Annotated in this window: 13 protein-coding genes; 6 read left to right on the forward strand and 7 right to left on the reverse strand. The window is 66.2% G+C overall.

The window, feature by feature from the left end:
• Nucleotides 1-112: 112 nt before the first annotated feature.
• Both HV766_RS29755 and HV766_RS29760 read left to right on the forward strand, forming a co-directional pair.
• Nucleotides 113-1,582: an NAD-dependent succinate-semialdehyde dehydrogenase gene (locus tag HV766_RS29755; RefSeq protein ID WP_054453045.1), complete on the forward strand. Its 1,470-nt coding sequence runs from the start codon at nucleotides 113-115 to the stop codon at nucleotides 1,580-1,582.
• Nucleotides 1,583-1,730: 148 nt separating this feature from the next.
• Nucleotides 1,731-2,585 carry an inositol monophosphatase family protein gene (locus HV766_RS29760; RefSeq protein ID WP_059372208.1) on the forward strand — a complete coding sequence of 285 codons (855 nt, stop codon included), beginning with the start codon at nucleotides 1,731-1,733 and terminating at the stop codon, nucleotides 2,583-2,585.
• 161 nt (nucleotides 2,586-2,746) lie between these two features.
• Here HV766_RS29760 and HV766_RS29765 read toward each other — a convergent pair whose 3' ends face one another.
• The 7 genes from HV766_RS29765 to HV766_RS29795 all read right to left on the reverse strand — a co-directional run bounded on the left by HV766_RS29765 (nucleotide 2,747) and on the right by HV766_RS29795 (nucleotide 12,403).
• Nucleotides 2,747-3,565 (reverse strand): NAD-dependent protein deacetylase, encoded by an 819-nt coding sequence (locus tag HV766_RS29765; RefSeq protein ID WP_119450025.1) that lies wholly within the window; start codon nucleotides 3,563-3,565, stop codon nucleotides 2,747-2,749.
• Nucleotides 3,566-3,657: 92 nt separating this feature from the next.
• Entirely contained in the window at nucleotides 3,658-4,605 is a 948-nt protein-coding gene (gene epsC, locus HV766_RS29770; protein ID WP_054453050.1) for a serine O-acetyltransferase EpsC, read from the reverse strand.
• 174 nt (nucleotides 4,606-4,779) lie between these two features.
• Nucleotides 4,780-5,829 (reverse strand): UDP-glucose 4-epimerase GalE, encoded by a 1,050-nt coding sequence (galE, locus tag HV766_RS29775; protein ID WP_119450026.1) that lies wholly within the window; start codon nucleotides 5,827-5,829, stop codon nucleotides 4,780-4,782.
• A gap of 8 nt (nucleotides 5,830-5,837) precedes the next feature.
• Nucleotides 5,838-7,505 carry a glucose-6-phosphate isomerase gene (gene pgi / locus HV766_RS29780; protein WP_054453056.1) on the reverse strand — a complete coding sequence of 556 codons (1,668 nt, stop codon included), beginning with the start codon at nucleotides 7,503-7,505 and terminating at the stop codon, nucleotides 5,838-5,840.
• Nucleotides 7,506-7,518: 13 nt separating this feature from the next.
• On the reverse strand, nucleotides 7,519-8,922 hold the full coding sequence (locus HV766_RS29785; RefSeq protein WP_175182352.1) for a phosphomannomutase/phosphoglucomutase: 1,404 nt from the start codon (nucleotides 8,920-8,922) through the stop codon (nucleotides 7,519-7,521).
• 20 nt (nucleotides 8,923-8,942) lie between these two features.
• Complete coding sequence (locus HV766_RS29790; protein ID WP_054453060.1) at nucleotides 8,943-11,204, reverse strand: GNVR domain-containing protein; 2,262 nt, start codon at nucleotides 11,202-11,204, stop codon at nucleotides 8,943-8,945.
• A gap of 62 nt (nucleotides 11,205-11,266) precedes the next feature.
• On the reverse strand, nucleotides 11,267-12,403 hold the full coding sequence (locus tag HV766_RS29795) for a polysaccharide biosynthesis/export family protein (RefSeq protein ID WP_054453063.1): 1,137 nt from the start codon (nucleotides 12,401-12,403) through the stop codon (nucleotides 11,267-11,269).
• 242 nt (nucleotides 12,404-12,645) lie between these two features.
• Here HV766_RS29795 and HV766_RS29800 point away from each other — a divergent pair, with 242 nt between their 5' ends.
• From HV766_RS29800 to HV766_RS29815, 4 genes are read left to right on the forward strand one after another with little or no spacing between them, the layout of a single operon-like run.
• Entirely contained in the window at nucleotides 12,646-14,055 is a 1,410-nt protein-coding gene (locus HV766_RS29800) for an undecaprenyl-phosphate glucose phosphotransferase (RefSeq protein ID WP_054453065.1), read from the forward strand.
• A 46-nt stretch (nucleotides 14,056-14,101) separates the two neighbouring features.
• A complete protein-coding gene (locus tag HV766_RS29805; protein WP_054453683.1) occupies nucleotides 14,102-14,554 on the forward strand; it encodes a GDP-mannose mannosyl hydrolase in 453 nt (150 codons plus the stop codon).
• Nucleotides 14,555-14,559: 5 nt separating this feature from the next.
• Nucleotides 14,560-15,990, forward strand: coding sequence for a mannose-1-phosphate guanylyltransferase/mannose-6-phosphate isomerase (locus HV766_RS29810; protein ID WP_054453067.1), 1,431 nt, complete (start codon nucleotides 14,560-14,562; stop codon nucleotides 15,988-15,990).
• Nucleotides 15,991-16,024: 34 nt separating this feature from the next.
• On the forward strand, nucleotides 16,025-16,387 hold the full coding sequence (locus tag HV766_RS29815; protein ID WP_054453684.1) for a VanZ family protein: 363 nt from the start codon (nucleotides 16,025-16,027) through the stop codon (nucleotides 16,385-16,387).
• The last annotated feature ends 2 nt before the right edge of the window (nucleotides 16,388-16,389 follow it).

Here is a 16,389-nt window from a genome sequence, read left to right on the forward strand (position 1 = left end):
TGAACTACCGGTATTCCGGCGGGCAGGCACAAGTTTTGCGGGCGTAGCGGATCTGCCGCCACGCCCGCAAGCGTTTCCTGGCCCACCGCTTCCCTTCAAGGAGACTCCAACAATGACCGCACTGACCCATCCCCTGGCGCGCCCCGATCTGCTGCGCGACGCCTGCTACATCGACGGCAAGTGGGTAGCCGCCGGCAACGGCCCGTCCATCCCCGTGGACAATCCCTCCACCGGCAAGACTATCGTGTCCGTGCCCAAGCTGGGCCGCAAGGAAGCCGAACAAGCCATCGCCAGCGCCGAGGCCGCCCTGCCCGCCTGGAGCGCCAAGACCGGCAAGGAACGCGCCGCGATCCTGCTGAAGTGGGCCCAGCTCATGATGCAGAACCAGCAGGACCTGGCCGCCATCATGACGTCCGAACAGGGCAAGCCCGTGACCGAAGCCGCCGGCGAAATCGCCTATGCCGCCTCGTTCCTGGAGTGGTTCGGCGAAGAAGCCAAGCGCATCGACGGCGACATCCTGCAAAGCCCCAAGGCCGGCCAGCGCCTGATGGCGCTCAAGCAGCCCATCGGCGTCACCGCCGCCATCACGCCGTGGAACTTCCCGGCCGCCATGATCACCCGCAAGGTCGGCCCGGCCCTGGCCGCCGGCTGCACCATGGTGGTCAAGCCCGCGCAACAGACCCCGCTGACCGCGCTGGCACTGGCCGTGCTGGCTGAAGAAGCCGGCGTGCCCGCTGGCGTGTTCCATGTCATCACCGGCAGCTCGCGCGAAATCGGCGCGGCCCTGTGCGAAAGCGACGTGGTGCGCAAGCTGAGCTTCACCGGCTCCACCGAAGTCGGCCGCACGCTGATGGAGCAATGCGCGCCCACCATCAAGAAGCTGTCGCTGGAGCTGGGCGGCAACGCGCCCTTCATCGTGTTCGACGACGCCGACCTGGACCGCGCGGTCGACGGCATCCTGGCTTCCAAGTACCGCAATGCCGGCCAGACCTGCGTCTGCGCCAACCGCATCTACGTGCAGGCCGGCGTGTACGAAGAAATCGCCAAGCGCCTGGTCGCCAAGGTCGAAGCCATGAAGGTCGGCGACGGCTTCGCCGACGGCGTGACCCAGGGTCCGCTGATCGACAGCAGCGCCGTGGAAAAGGTACAGGAGCACATCGCCGACGCGACCGCGCACGGCGCCAAGGTCATCGCCGGCGGCAAGCCCCACGCGCTGGGCGGCACCTTCTTCGAACCGACCGTGGTGCGCGACGTGACCCAGTCGATGCGCTTCGCGACCGAGGAAACCTTCGGCCCGGTGGCCCCGCTGTTCCGCTTCGAAACCGAAGCGGAAGTCATCGGCATGGCCAACGACACCATCTTCGGCCTGGCCGCCTACTTCTTCACCCGCGACTACGCCCGCATCTGGCGCGTGTCCGAAGCGCTGGAGTACGGCATCGTCGGCATCAACACCGGCATCATCTCCAATGAAGTCGGCCCGTTCGGCGGCGTCAAGCAATCCGGCCTGGGCCGCGAAGGCTCGAAGTACGGCATCGAAGAGTACCTGGAGATCAAGTACCTCTGCGTGGACCTGGGCGCCTGACGGCCCCTTGCGCGCCGCGGCCCCCGCCGGCTTCTGCCGGCGGGGGCCGCACGCATTCGGCGCGCGGGTTTCCGGGAGTCCGATATGTGGCATCCCGCCCCGCGTCCGGCATGGTAGATTTGCGCGTTCCCTGACCGAACGAGTCCGTATGAGCAGAACCTTCACCCGCGAGGACACTCGCCGGCTTGCCGCCATCCTGGCCGAAACCGCGCAGACGGAAGTCATGCCGCGCTTTCGCAATCTGCCGGAAGGCGCTGTGCGCGGCAAAAGCTCCGCCCGCGACCTCGTGACCGACGCGGACGAAGCCGCCGAACGCCTGATCGCCGCGCGCCTGGCCAAGCTGCATCCGGGCGCCGTGCTGATCGGCGAAGAGGCCTCGGCCCGCAATCCCGCGCTGCTGAACATGCTGGTCGACGCCGACCTGGCCTTCCTGATCGACCCCATCGACGGCACCCGCAACTACGTCGCGGGCCTGCCTCTCTTCGGCATGATGATCGCCGCCTGCCATCGCGGCGACGTGATCGCGGGCGTCATCTACGACCCGGTCAGCCGCGACAGCGCGCTCGCCGTGCGCGGCGAAGGCGCCTGGATGGAATATGAAAACGGCAAGCAGGCCCAGCTCGCGGTGGCCAGCCCCGCGCCGCCCGAAGACATGGACGGCCTGATCTCGACCGGCGCCCTGCCCGAACCGATGCGTACCACCGTCAACAGCAACCTGTCGCGCCTGGGCAGCACCGCCTCGCTGCGTTGCGCCGCGCATGAGTACCGCATGCTGGCCGCCGGGCACTGCCACATCGCGTTCTACAACCAATTGACGGCCTGGGACCACGCAGCCGGCTGGCTGCTGCACCGCGAAGCCGGCGGCTACGCGGCCCACTTCGACGGTTCGCCCTACAAGCCCACGCATCGCACCGGCGGCCTGCTGTATGCGCCGGACGCCGGCAGCTGGCACGCGGCCCGCAAGGCGCTAATGGGGGACATGGCGGACGCCGCCGAGACTTGACAAACGCTGCTCGAAAAAGGTCGAAAACTCGGGGTTATCCCTAGGAGTTATCCCCAGTTCCTGTGGACAACCCTATGGAAAGGTCTGTAACAGCCGAAAAAAACCTTTGCAGGGCAAGTACTTGCTTAGACCGGTCAAAAACCGGCCGGCCCCGGGGTGTGTTACAGCGCGTCCAGTGCCACGGCGCAAGGCAGTTCCACTTTCAGCGTCAGCATGCTGTCGGCGCGGGTGCGCCCCAGGTTGATGGCAGCTACCGGCATGCCGTTGCGCGACGCGGCGCTGACGAAGCGGTAGCCGGAATACACCATCAACGATGACCCCACCACCAGCACCGCGTCGGCGTTCATGAGGCCGGCGTTGGCGCGGTCCACGCGTTCGCGCGGCACGGTTTCACCAAAAAAGACCACGTCCGGCTTGACGATGCCGCGGCAGCGCGGACAGGGCGGCACCTGAAATTGCGCAAAGTCCTCGCCTTCCAGGTCGGCGTCGCCGTCAGGCGCATCCGTGGCATCCAGCAGCGTCCATTCCGGGTTGCCGTCCTGCAACGCCTCTTGCCATGCCTGGCGGCCGCCGCGCCAGTCGCAGGCCATGCAACGCACCTCGTCCAGCCGGCCGTGCAAGTCGACGACGTCGCGGCTGCCGGCGGCCTCGTGCAGGCCGTCGACGTTCTGCGTCACCAGCACCGAGACGCGGCCGCGCGATTCCAGCCGCGCCAGCGCCCGGTGCGAGGCATTGGGCTGCACATGGCCGAAACGGCGCCAGCCCACCATGCTGCGCGCCCAATAGCGCGCCCGCGCCAGTTCGCCGCCCATGAAGGTCTGCAGCGTCATGGGCGGCTTGCGCTTCCATTCGCCTTCGGTGTCGCGGTAGTCGGGGATGCCGGAATCGGTGCTGACGCCCGCCCCCGTCAGCACAAACAGCCGCGGGTGGCGGTCGACAAAGCCGCGCAGCGCGGCCAGATCAGAGACTCGTGTGTCCATCCAGGCTCCTCAGGGCCGGCCGTTACGCGGGCGCGCATCGGCGCCCGCGCGAAAAGGCGGCCGCTGCGCGAAAGGCTGCGGCCTCAAGCTGCTCAGCCGCCCAGGCCGCAGTCGGGCATGTCGCTGACCAGGCTGGCCTGGGTCACGTTGCTGCCCGGCGGCACGCTGCGGGTCAGCCAGACGTTGCCGCCGATGGTCGAACCCTTGCCGATGGTGACGCGGCCGAGAATCGTCGCGCCAGCGTAGATCACCACGTCGTCCTCGATCAAGGGGTGACGCGCCAGGCCTTTCTTGAGTTCGCCGTTTTCACCCGGCGGGAAGCGCTTGGCGCCCAGCGTGACCATCTGATAGAGGCGCACGCGGTCGCCGATGATGGCGGTCTCGCCGATCACGACGCCGGTGCCGTGGTCGATGAAGAAGCTGCGGCCAATGGTCGCGCCCGGGTGGATGTCTATGCCCGTATCCGCATGCGCGATTTCCGCCACGATGCGCGCCAGCATCGGCGCGCCCAGGCGGTACAGCACATTGGCCAGACGGTGGTGGATCATCGCCGCCACGCCCGGATAGCACAGCAGGACCTCGTCCACATTGTGCGCGGCCGGGTCGCCCTGATAGGCGGCGGTCACGTCCAGGTCCAGCGCGGCGCGCACGCGCGGCAGCTCCGCGCCGAACTGGCGCACGATCTCGATGGCGCGCTGGCGCGCATCCGCGGGCTCGGTCTGTTCGGGCCGGCCCACGTACTGCAATTCAAGACAGACCTGGTGCAGCAGCGCGTCCAGCGCCGCGCCGATGGTATGGCCGACGTAGAAGTCCTCGACCTCTTCGCGCAGGTCGATGGGACCCAGGCGCATCGGGAACAGCGCGCCACAGAGATCCTTGACGATCTGGCGCAGGCTTTCCTGCGACGGGAATTCGCGCAGGCCGGCGTCTTCGCGCAGGCGGCCGCGGGGACCGCGCCAGGCCACGCGCGCTTCGCGCAGGCCGGACACGATGCTGTCCAGGTTCCAGTGGGCCGGCGCGCTGTAGGTCGGCCCGCTCATGACTGCAGCTCCTGCAGGAGGCCGGTAGAGGGATTGAATTCAAACATGGGTGCGCCTCGTTGACGGTGCACGGCCGCGGCGGCCAGGCCGCCGGGCAATGCTGCTTCGCAATATTTCCGTCAACTGTAACCGCTCGCGCCGGTTTCGAGGAATCCATCCGATACGGCGCAGGGGTTATGTCCCTGTGCCGAGGTCGTAGCCCTGAGGGTTGCCCTGCTGCCAGCGCCAGCCGTCCGCGCACATCGCATCCACGTCATGCGTGCTATGCCAGCCGAACAAGGAAGCCGCCAGCGTGGGATCGGTCCACATCTTTTCGACGTCGCCGGGACGCCTGGCCTGCGCCTGCACGGGAATGCGGCAGCCGTTGACCCGTTCGAACGCATGCACCAGCTCCAGCACGCTGGTGCCCTGCCCGGTACCCAGGTTGACCGCCACGAATCCGGGGTGGCGCTCCGAATAGGCCAGCGCCTGCACATGCCCCTGCGCCAGGTCCATTACGTGCAGATAGTCGCGCACGCCGGTGCCGTCGGCCGTCTCGTAGTCGTCGCCGAACACCCGCAGGAAAGGCTGGCGACCTACCGCCACCTGGGTGATGTACGGGAACAGGTTGTTCGGAATGTCGCGCGGACTTTCCCCGATCTGGCCGCTCGGATGCGCGCCGATGGGATTGAAGTAGCGCAACGTCACCGCGCTGAACGCGGGATCGGCCGTGCAGACATCGCGCAGCGCTTCCTCCACCATCAGCTTGGTGCGGCCGTAGGGGTTGGTTGGCGCCAGCGGATGCGCCTCGGTCAGCGGCAGGTAGCGGGGCTCGCCGTAGACTGTGGCCGAAGAACTGAACACCATGCGCGTCACGCCCGCCTCGCGCATGGCGCGCAGTAGCGTCACCGAGCCGCCGACGTTGTTGTCGTAGTACTTGAGCGGATCGGCAACCGACTCGCCCACCGCTTTGCTGCCGGCCAGATGCAGCACCGCCTGCACCGGCGCGCCGCGCGCTGCCGTCTCGGCCAGCACCGATTCGACCAGTCCAGGGCTGCGGATGTCCCCTTCCACCAGAGGAATCTCCACGCCGCAGAGGCGCTCGACGCGGCGCACGGCCTCGCGGCTGCCGTTGCTGAAGTTATCCAGCACCAGCGGCCGCTGGCCCGCCGCCAACATCGCGACCAGCGTGTGCGTGCCGATATAGCCGGCGCCGCCCGTCACCAACACATGCAGATCCGGCATGGTCTCCCTCACAGATGCGCCGCCACGCCCGGCACCCAGGCATGGCGCGGCCGCGGCGCCTGCGCATGGCTGCGGTAGCGGTCGATCCAGTACGAGGTGGACGCGTCGTGGCCCCAGTCCACCACGCCGGCCGACACCGGCACCGCCAGCTCGCGCTCGATGCCGGTGGCCAGGCGCTTGCCCAGTTCCACGCCCCACTGGTCGAAGGGATTGATGCCCCAGACCACGCTCTGCACGAACACCTTGTGCTCGTACAACGCCAGCAGCGCGCCCAGGCCGCGAGGATCCAGCTGGCGCAACACGATCAGGGTCGAAGGGCGCCCGCCCGGATGGACCATGTGCTGCGCCAGGCTCAGCGCACGCTCCTGGTCGTCGATGTGCGCCACGTCCATCAGCGCCTGCTCCAGGCATTTGCCGCGCAGTAACGCCTGGCGCTGCGCCAGGCAGTTGGCCAGCAGCATGCGGTGCGCATCGGGACTATCCGCATGGCCTTGCAGACTGGCGATGAAGTCCACCGGCGCGCCCTCTTCGCTTTGATGCAGCCACTGGAAGAAGGTGTGCTGGCCATCGGTGCCCGGCATGCCCCAGATGATGGGAGCCGTCGGCACGCCGACCGCCGCGCCGTCGCCCGCGACCCGTTTGCCCAGCGATTCCATTTCCAGCTGCTGCAGATAGGTGACCAGGTGCAGCAGCCGCGCGCTGTAGGCCGCGATGTTCAGCGAGTTGTGGCCCAGCACGCTGCAGTTGACCAGGCCCGCCAGCGCCAGCTGGATCGGCGCATTCGAGGCGAACGGCGCTTGCTGGAAATGCTGGTCCATGGCCTCGGCGCCCGCCCGCATGCCGATCAGCACGTCGGCGCCGACCGTCAGCGCGATCGACAGGCCGGCGACCGACCAGACCGAATAGCGCCCGCCCACCCAGTCGCACATCTTGAAGATCTGGCTGGACGGCACGCCCAGCGCGCGCGCCGCCGACACGTTGGCGGTGACCGCGGCCAGATGTTCCGACACGTCGGCCACGCCGCCCTGCTTGAGCCAGGCGATGGCCGCGCGCGCGTTGTGCAGCGTCTCGGCGGTGGTGAAGGACTTGGAAGACACCACCACCAAGCAGCGGCGCGGGTCCAGCCCGGCCACCGCATCATGGAACGCGTGTCCGTCGATGTTGGACACGAAGCGGATCTGACGGCGCTGCTGCGCCCCGCCAAACGCCTGGACCGCCAGGCGCGGTCCCCAATCGCTGCCGCCGATGCCGATATGCAGCACCGTGTTGAAATCGGCCGTCTGGTCCACCCGCCGCACGAAGTCCGTCATGCGCGAATGCTCGCAGACGGAGTCAGCGTCCTGGCCGTCAGGCTGTTCCCGCGTGCGCCCGGCGCGCAGCGCCGTATGCCATGCCGGTTTGCCTTCGGTCCAGTTGACCGGCTCGCCCGCGAACAATGCCTGGCGCGCATCCGCCACGCCGCGCGCCTGCAGCAGCGACATGGCCGCCGCTTCCAGCGCCGGCGACTGCCGTTGCATGCTCAGGTCCACGCAAAGACCCGCCGCCTCGATGACCTTCAGCGCCGCGCCGTCCAATTCCGCGCCGTGCGCGGCCTGCGCGAACGCCTGCCACTCCGGGCTGTCCGCCAGGCCCGAATTCGCCCTTAGCGCCTCAATCGCATACTTGGCCTTTCCCATCGCGTGATGCTCCTTAAAACGGTAAACGAACATGAGGGGCAATGCGTCGGAACGCGTTGCGGAAATCCTCCTCGATACGGGCCAATGCGGCCACGGTGTCCCCTTCAAAACGCAATACCACCGTCGGCGTGGTGTTGGACGGACGCGCCAGGCCGAAGCCGTCGGCGTAATCCACCCTGATGCCGTCCAGGTCGTTGATGGACTGCGCGCCGGGAAACCGTCCCTGCGCACGCAGCGCTTCCACCAGGTCGAACTGCTCACCTTCGGCGGTTTCCAGCTTGATTTCGGGCGTAGCGCAGGACTGCGGCAGGCTTTCCAGCAGGGCCGAGGGATCCGGCGCGCCGGACAGGATCTCCAGCAGCCGGGCGGCGGCGTAGATGCCGTCGTCAAAGCCGTACCAGCGCTCCTTGAAAAAGATGTGGCCGCTCATCTCGCCGGCCAGCAGCGCGCCGGTCTCGCGCATCTTGGCCTTGATCAGCGAGTGCCCCGTCTTCCACATGGTGGCCTTGCCGCCCGCCTCGGTGATGGCGCGCGCCACGTGGCGGCTGCACTTGACGTCATAGAGGATCTCGGCGCCCGGATTGCGCGACAGCACGTCGCGCGCGAACAGGATCAGCTGGCGATCGGGCCAGATGATCTGCCCCGTCTTGGTCACCACGCCGAGCCGGTCGCCGTCGCCGTCGAACGCCAGGCCGACCTCGCAGTCGGAATAGCGCAGGCAATAGATCAGGTCCTGCAGGTTCTGCGGATCGGCCGGATCCGGGTGATGGCCCGGGAACGAGCCGTCGACCTCGCAGAACAGCTCGACCACTTCGCAGCCCAGGGCGCGGAACAGCGCCGGCGCCGCGGCGCCCGCCACGCCGTTGCCGCAATCGATGGCGATCTTCATCGGACGCGCCATGCGGATATCGCCCATCAGGCGCGCCGTGTAGCACGGCATGATCTGCATCTGCGTGCGTCCGCCCGAGGCGCTGGCCGATTCGATGGGCAGGCGCATCGCATCGCGCAGCGCGGTGATGCCTTCGCCATATAGCGAGGCGCCGTCCAGCACGATCTTGAAGCCGTTGTGCGCGGGCGGGTTGTGGCTGCCCGTGACCGCGATGCCCGCGCCCGTGTCCATCAGGCGCGTCGCGAAGTACACCATCGGCGTGGTCGCCATACCGATGTCGATGACGTGCATGCCCGCCGAGCGCAGGCCCGCCTGCAAGGCGGCCGCCAGCTCGACGCTGCTCAGCCTGCCGTCCCTCCCCACCACGATGGACCGCGCCCCCTGTTCGCGGGCCTGGGTTCCCGCCGCCATCCCCAGGCTGTGCGCGAACCTCGCATCGATTTCTTCCGGCACCGTGCCGCGTATGTCATAAGCCTTGAAAACCGCATCCAGAATTTGCGGCGTGTCCCAGCCAAAAGTTCCGTGCATGCCAGTTTCTCCGGGTGGCGTTATTTAGGGCCGTTCTGTTTGAAATCGCCGTAATACGCCGCACGGGAGTAGCGGTAACTGCCGTACTTGGACCGGAAGCCGAAGCGTTCCGGCAGGAGCTTGAGGCCGTTGAAGAGCACGCCGTCCACCGGCGCGCCCGCCTGGATCAGGCGCTTGGCCGTCTCGCGGATCTCGCCCACGGTGTTCATGCCCGAACGCACCACCACCATCACCGCCGCCGCATGCGTGCCGACCACGGCCGCGTCCGGAGACGACAGCACGGGCGCCGTGTCCAGGATCACCATGTCGTACTGCGAGGCCAGTTCGCGCAGGGTTTCGCCGAACACCGGCGAGGCCAGCAACTCGGACGGGTCGAAGGTGACCGCGCCGGTGGCGATGAAGTCCACGCCCTCGGACACGCTGTGCTTGCGGACCTGGGTCAGCGGTATCGTGCCCGACAGCACTTCGAACAGGCCGTCTTCCTTGGGCACGCCAAAGTAGCGGTTGAGCTGGCCCTTGCGGAAGTCAGCGTCGATCAGCAGCACGCGCTTGCCCACGCCGCCCTGGATGAAGGCGAAGTTGGCCGACAGGAAGGACTTCCCCACGCCTGCCACGGGGCCGGTGAACATGACCATGTTGTTGGCCGACTGGCGCAGCGACGCCTGCAGCACGTTGCGGAACGACCTCAGGCTTTCGATGGGCGGCGCGTTGCCCTGGCTCTGCGCCAGCAGCGCAGGCACGCTGGCGTTCTTGCGCCGGCTGCGCCGCCACAGCTTGTCCTGCATGTCGCTATAGGGAATGGCGGCCAACACCGGCAGGCCGGTATGGCGTTCGACGTCGTCGGGTTCCGACAGTCCGCCGAACAGCGCATTGCGCACGAACGCGCACAGCATGCCGAAGATCAGGCCGAAGGCGGTCGCCACGCCGATGATGATGGCGGCCTTGGGACGCACCGGCTTGTCCGGCTGCACCGCCGAGTCCAGGATGCGCACGTTGCCCACCTTGCCGGCGCGGATCAGGCGCAGCTGCTGGGCGTTGTTGAGCAATGCCGTGTAGAGCTCGGTGTTGACGCGCACGTCGCGCACCAGGCGCACCACGTCCTGCTCCAGGTCAGGCAACTGGCGGATGTTGTTGCCGATGCGGTTGACGTCCCCGGTCAGCCCGGCGATCTGGCGGTCCAGCGCCACGATGCTGGGGTGGGTTGGCGCGAAGCGGGTGATCATCTCCTGGCGCTTGGAGCGCAGTTCCATAACCTTGGTCTGCGCATCCACCGATTGCGCAAGGATCAGCTTGGCTTCTTCGCTCAGGTCGATGGTGCCGCGCTTGTTGCGCAGGGAGTTGTACTTGGTCTCGGCCGCGTCCAGCTCGCCCTTGAGCACCGGCAGCTGCTGTTCAAGGAATACCAGCGACTTCTCGGCCTGCGCCGACTTGCGGTTCACGTTCTGCTGCACGTACTCCTGGCCGATCTGGTTGAGCACGGCAGTCGTCAGCGCGGGATCATTGCCTTCCAGCGTGACGCCGATCACCCCCGACGTGCGGCCGCGCTCGAAGATCCCCAGGCGCGCCTGCACATCCTCGATGGCTGCAAGGCGCGAGCTGCGCGACACCGTGAACTCGGTCCCGGGGCGTCCCGTCAGCGCGTCGATATGCACGTCCATCGCGCCGCCGCCAGGCAGCCGGAAATGCTCGGGCTTGCCCACGGTGCCGTTGAAGGTCGCGCCCGTGAACTTGTCGCTCAGCGTGTAGCGCCCTTCGCCCAGCGTGGTCACGCGAAAGGGCTTGCCCAGCCATTCGTTGGGCACGTCCAGCTGCGAGATCGCGATGGCTTCGCCGCCCCATGCATAACCGCCGCGCGGCAGGCTCGACGGATACGGCAGGCTTTCGTAGCGCTGCGCCAGCCATTCGCCGATCACGGGGAAATAGCGCGGCTTGGCCTGGATGTACAGCAGGAACTTGTCGACTGCGGGTCCAACCACCATGCGCGAACGCAGCACTTCCATTTCGCCCGAGGTCTCCGCCTTGGTATCGAACATGGAGGACACATCGCCGAGCAGGCTGCGGCTCTGCCCCTGCGGCATTTCCTCTTCCACCTGCACGATGATGTCGGCCGAGTACACCTTGGGCGTGATCATCACATAGGTAAGCGCCCCCAGTAATGCAAGCAGAGTGATCGCGATGATCATCCACCGGTTGGAGAAGATGGCGTCCACATGGGACGACAACGGAGTTTCCTGCTGGCGAGCCGGCACGGACGGCTCGAACGATTCGATGGGCAACGACATGCAGCTCTCCAAGAGAAGACGCCGCCGCGGTCGCGGCGTCCCCAGGCGTGGTTTAAGGCGGACTAATCTATGGACTTCACGGTCTGTACGGTCTGGGCGCTCGGGAACAGATTGCTGATGAAGCGGTTCCACCGCACCAGGGCCGCCGTATCCACGAACACCACGTCTTTGGGTTGCAACTCGAACTTCTCCGCCACCGCAAGAGTCTGCGGCGATCCGGCGTTCAGGTGGAACACCAGCGGCGTCGCTTGCTCAGTGCTGCGCACAACGAATATTTGCGACGGATTCGAGGTCAGCTGGTTCGGTCCTCCGGCCAAGCCCAGCGCCTCGGTCAACGACATGCGTCCGTCACGCATCACTGCCGCGGTGGGCAAGGTCACCTCGCCCATCACGAACACCTTGCTGTCATCGCGCGGCGTGACCCTGACGATGTCGCCGGACTTCAGCAGCACCTGGTTCAGGTCTTGGCCACGCTCGATCAGCGCAGGCACGTTCACGCGAGTACGGCGTCCGTCACGGATCACGTAGACTGCGCTGCGATCGCCCGTGGGCAGAATGCCTCCGGCCCTGTTGATCGCTTCCAACAGGGTCATCGGGATATCGTTGATCGCGATTGCGCCCGGCGTCTTCACTTCGCCATCGACGTAAACACGCTTGCTGCGATATCCCAGAACGCGTACGGTGATCTGCGGATCCTGGATGTACTTGCTCGAACTATTCACTATGAGATTGCGCGCCTGAAGTTCCGTCAACCCGGCCACTTTCAGCAATCCCGCATAGGGAAATTGGATATATCCAGTGGATGAAACCGTATAGCCCGGAATGCCCGAGGCGGTGTCTCCAATGGCTAGTTCCGTTACCCCAGTCCCGATGGCGTAGGTTTGCGTCGGAAGGACGAGTTCAGGGTGATCCCACACTACGATCGAGAGGATGTCTCCGGGCCCGATCAGGTACGGCCCGGACTTGCCGTAGAGCTTGTCGACGCCTTCGTTGTCGAGCAATGCCTGGCGCGCGCGCTGGTCTTCAAGCACCAGCGACGGCGTGATTTCCTTGATTACAGCCTTGGAGTTCGGATCCAGCGGATCCGCAAGTTGATTGGCGTCAAAGGTCATACCGGGAGACAAGGCGCAAGCGCCCAGCGAGGACACGAGCGCGATAGCTGCTATGCCTCGGCTCAACGTTCCGAAAAATGTCGTCATGGCAAATCCACTTGTGAATGACTTCGTTGCTTGGAGTGAGCCCGATGCGTAACGGGTTGCGACATTCCACTCTCTTTTCCTAGCCCCGCACATTCGACGGATGTCCTAAGCCTTCTCCTACATCGTTTGGAGGTTTCGGGTGCCTTGCGCACTCAATAAGATTTTGTCGGTAGCCACAAGCTTTGCGGCGGTGCACTGTCTTTGCCTTTCGCACGGCGGCTCCCCACGAACAGGAGTGCGCGATGGACCCGTCCCAAACGGACACGTCGTCTAGATTCAGCGGAGCAAGCTATCTCTATCGCTTGCTCGATGCCGCGATCGTGATCGCCTGCGGCCTGACTGCCACCGGCTTGAAATTCTCGGACGATGCCTTGGCGGATCCTCCGCAGATCCATCTGTTCCTTGTGTATCTGTGCGGCCTGGGCGTGGTCGCCATATTCCCGGCCTTCCGCCTCTATGTATCCTGGCGCGGCCGCCTGCTGACCGACCTGGTCGTGCGCAGCCTGGCGGCCTGGGCGCTGGTGTTCGCGCTGGGCATCTGCATCAGTTTTCTCATGCACCAGACCGCGGCGATATCGCGCATATGGGCGGCTACGTGGTTCGGCATGTCGGCGCTGACGCTGGCCGGCTTACGCATTGCGGTCTACGCGATCCTGGGCGCGGCGCGCGACCGCGGGCTGGACCGCAAGCGCGTACTGCTGGTGGGCTTTGGCGCGCTGGGCCATGACCTGTGGCGCCGCGTCGAGCAATACCGCGGCGCGGGCTACGAAGTGGCGGGCATCTATGCCGAGCCCCATGAGAACCTGCCGCCGCAAGTCCGCCGCCTGCATGACCTGGACGAGCTGCATGGCTTCGTGCATGAGCACAACGTCCGCGAGATCTGGATCGTGCTGCCGATGGAAGCGGGCCAGGAACTGCGCGAAGTCCTCTATCACCTGCGCAACGACCTGGTGGATATCCGCTGGATTCCCGATGTCATGTCGATCCAGCTGCTGGGACACCGCATCGGCGAATTCCTGGGTCTGCCGGCCATACAGCTCAACAGCCTGCCGGCCGCCGGCGTGCGAGGCTGGGCCAAGGAACTCTTCGACCGCGGCTTCGCCTTCTGCGCGCTGATCGGGCTGTCGCCCGTGATGCTGACGGTGGCGATCCTGGTGAAGGCGACTTCGCGCGGCCCGGTGTTCTTCACCCAGCCTCGGCTGGGCGTGGACGGCAAGGTCTTCCATGTCTACAAGTTCCGCACCATGACAGTGCATCAGGAGCATGGCGTGGTCACCCAGGCCACGCGCAACGATGCCCGCGTCACGCGCATCGGCGGCTTCCTCAGGCGTACCAGCCTGGACGAACTGCCGCAGTTCCTGAATGTGCTGATGGGCGACATGTCGGTGGTGGGTCCGCGTCCGCACGCGCTGGAACACAACGAAATGTACAAGGACCTGGTGCAGCGCTACATGATGCGCCACCGCGTCAAGCCGGGCATCACGGGCTGGGCGCAGGTCAACGGCCTGCGCGGGCAGACGGACACGCTGCGCAAGATGAGCGACCGGGTCGAGTACGACATCTACTACATCCAGCACTGGACGTTCAGGATGGACCTGCAGATCATCGCCCGCACGGCGTTGTCGGGATGGACGGGCCGCAATGTCTACTAAACCCTTGGGATGGCCCGAGCAACGCAAGGCCGCGGCCCGCGACGGCTTGCTGGCGCAGGCGGAGTTCCGCCAGGCGGTAGAGATGTTGCCGCTGGTTTCCATCGACCTGCTGCTGCGCGATGCCGCGGGCCGCTACCTGACCGGCCTGCGGGCCAATCCCCCGGCCCAGGGCGCCTGGTTCGTGCCGGGCGGACGGATCCGCAAGAACGAGACCCTGCACGCCGCGCTGCGCCGCATCGCCCGCGACGAACTGGGCATCCCGGTCAGCGAGCTGGCCTGGACCCCGCGCGGCGTGTACGAACACTTCTATGGCACCAATTTTGCGGGTGAAGCCGGACGCTCCACCCACTACGTCGTCCTCGCCTATGAGGCCGAGCTTTCTTTGGACATTTCCAGCCTGCCCCAGGCCCAGCACCGCAGCTACCGCTGGCTGCCCGCGAAGGCCCTCGCCGCCGATCCCGGCGTGCACCCCTACACCCAGGCCTACTTCAAGGAGTGAGCGCCATGACCAATCCCCCTCCCCCGTACCGGGCAGTCATACTCTGCGGCGGTTCAGGCTCGCGCCTGTGGCCGCTGTCGCGCGAGCTGCTGCCCAAGCAGTTCATCCGTTTGACCGATGACCGCAGCCTGCTGCAGAACACCCTGCTGCGGCTGGGTTCGGCGGATGCGCAGGCCCGGCCCACCCTGGTCTGCAACGACGCGCACCGCTATATCGCGGCGGAGCAGGCGCTGGAGCTGGGCATCAAGGACGTGGAAGTGATCCTGGAGCCTTTCGCGCGCAACACGGCGCCGGCAATCGCCGCGGCCACCCTGCGCGCCATGCGCGACGGCGAGGACCCGGTCATGCTGATCATGCCGTCGGACCACGTGCTGGAAGACGGCGAGGTACTGCGCGCCGCCTTCGCCGAAGCCTACAAGGCCGCCTTGCAAGGCGCCCTGGTGACCTTCGGCATCACGCCCACCGCGCCGCTCAGCGGCTACGGCTACATCCAGGCGGACGAGCCCGGCGTCATGGCCCCCGCCCGCCGCGTGCGCCGCTTCGTTGAAAAGCCCTCGCCCGAGGTGGCGCAGCGCTTCATCGATGATGGCGGCTATTACTGGAACAGCGGCATGTTCGCCTTCCAGGCCTCGGTATTCCTGTCGGAAATGGCGCGCCTGGCGCCCAAGATGCTGGAACAGGTGCAGGCGGCGGTGGCCATCGGACATGGCGAGAATTCGCTTTTCCACCTGGACGGCCCGTCCTTCGAGGCCTGCCCCAGCGATTCCATGGACTACGCCATCATGGAGCGCACCGACAGCGCCGTGGTCATCCCGCTGGCCGCCTCGTGGAGCGATGTGGGCGCCTGGGACGCGGTCTGGGGTATCGCCCAGAAGACGGTGGAAGGCAACTCCACCACCGGCGACGTCATGGTGGAGGATTCGCGCAACTGCCTGATCCACTCCACCAGCCGGCTGGTGGCCTCGGTGGGCCTGGACGACATCGTCGTGATCGAAACCGCCGACGCCGTGCTGGTGGCGCACAAATCGCGCTCGCAGGACGTCAAGCGGCTGGTCGAGATCTTCAAGACGCAGCACCGCTCGGAACTGAACCATCACCGCGAAGTGCAGCGGCCTTGGGGATCCTACGACTCGGTCGGCCAGGGGCCGCGCTACCAGGTCAAGCGCATCACGGTGAAGCCCGGCGCGCGCCTGTCCTCACAGATGCACCATCACCGGGCCGAGCATTGGATCGTGGTTTCGGGCACGGCGCGCATCTACAACGGCGACAAGCAATACCTGCTGACCGAGAACCAGTCGACCTACATCCCGCTGGGCGAGATCCACAGCCTGGAGAACCCGGGAAAGATCCCGCTGGAAATCATCGAGGTGCAATCGGGCGCCTACCTGGGTGAAGACGACATCGTCAGATTCCAGGACATGTATGGCCGGGTCTGAAAAAGAGGTGCCCCCGCCCTTCTTCAGACCGGGCATGGCCCGGATCTGCCTGCCGCTTGCCGGGCTGTTCTTCGCCGTACTGGTAACGATAGGCAACCTGCCGGGCCTGGCCGCCGAGATGTCGGACGCCTTTGGGGACAAGCGTCTGCATCTTGCGGCTTACGCCTTCCTGACCACGTTGATCTATTTCTCGGTCAACCGGCGCCCGGCGCTGACGGCCTTGGTGGCGATTGCCATGCTGGGTGCGCTGGATGAAGCAATCCAGTCCCTTTTTCCCTATCGACAGGCTGAATTATTAGACCTTTTGGCCGATATCTCAGCGGCTGGTGCAACAGTAATCTCATTGCACATTGGTACCGCAGCCTTCGGCTCCTTTCGTGCAGTCACTAAGTCTTAAGG

This window comes from Achromobacter aegrifaciens (assembly GCF_902859735.1).
GTDB lineage: Bacteria > Pseudomonadota > Gammaproteobacteria > Burkholderiales > Burkholderiaceae_B > Achromobacter > Achromobacter aegrifaciens.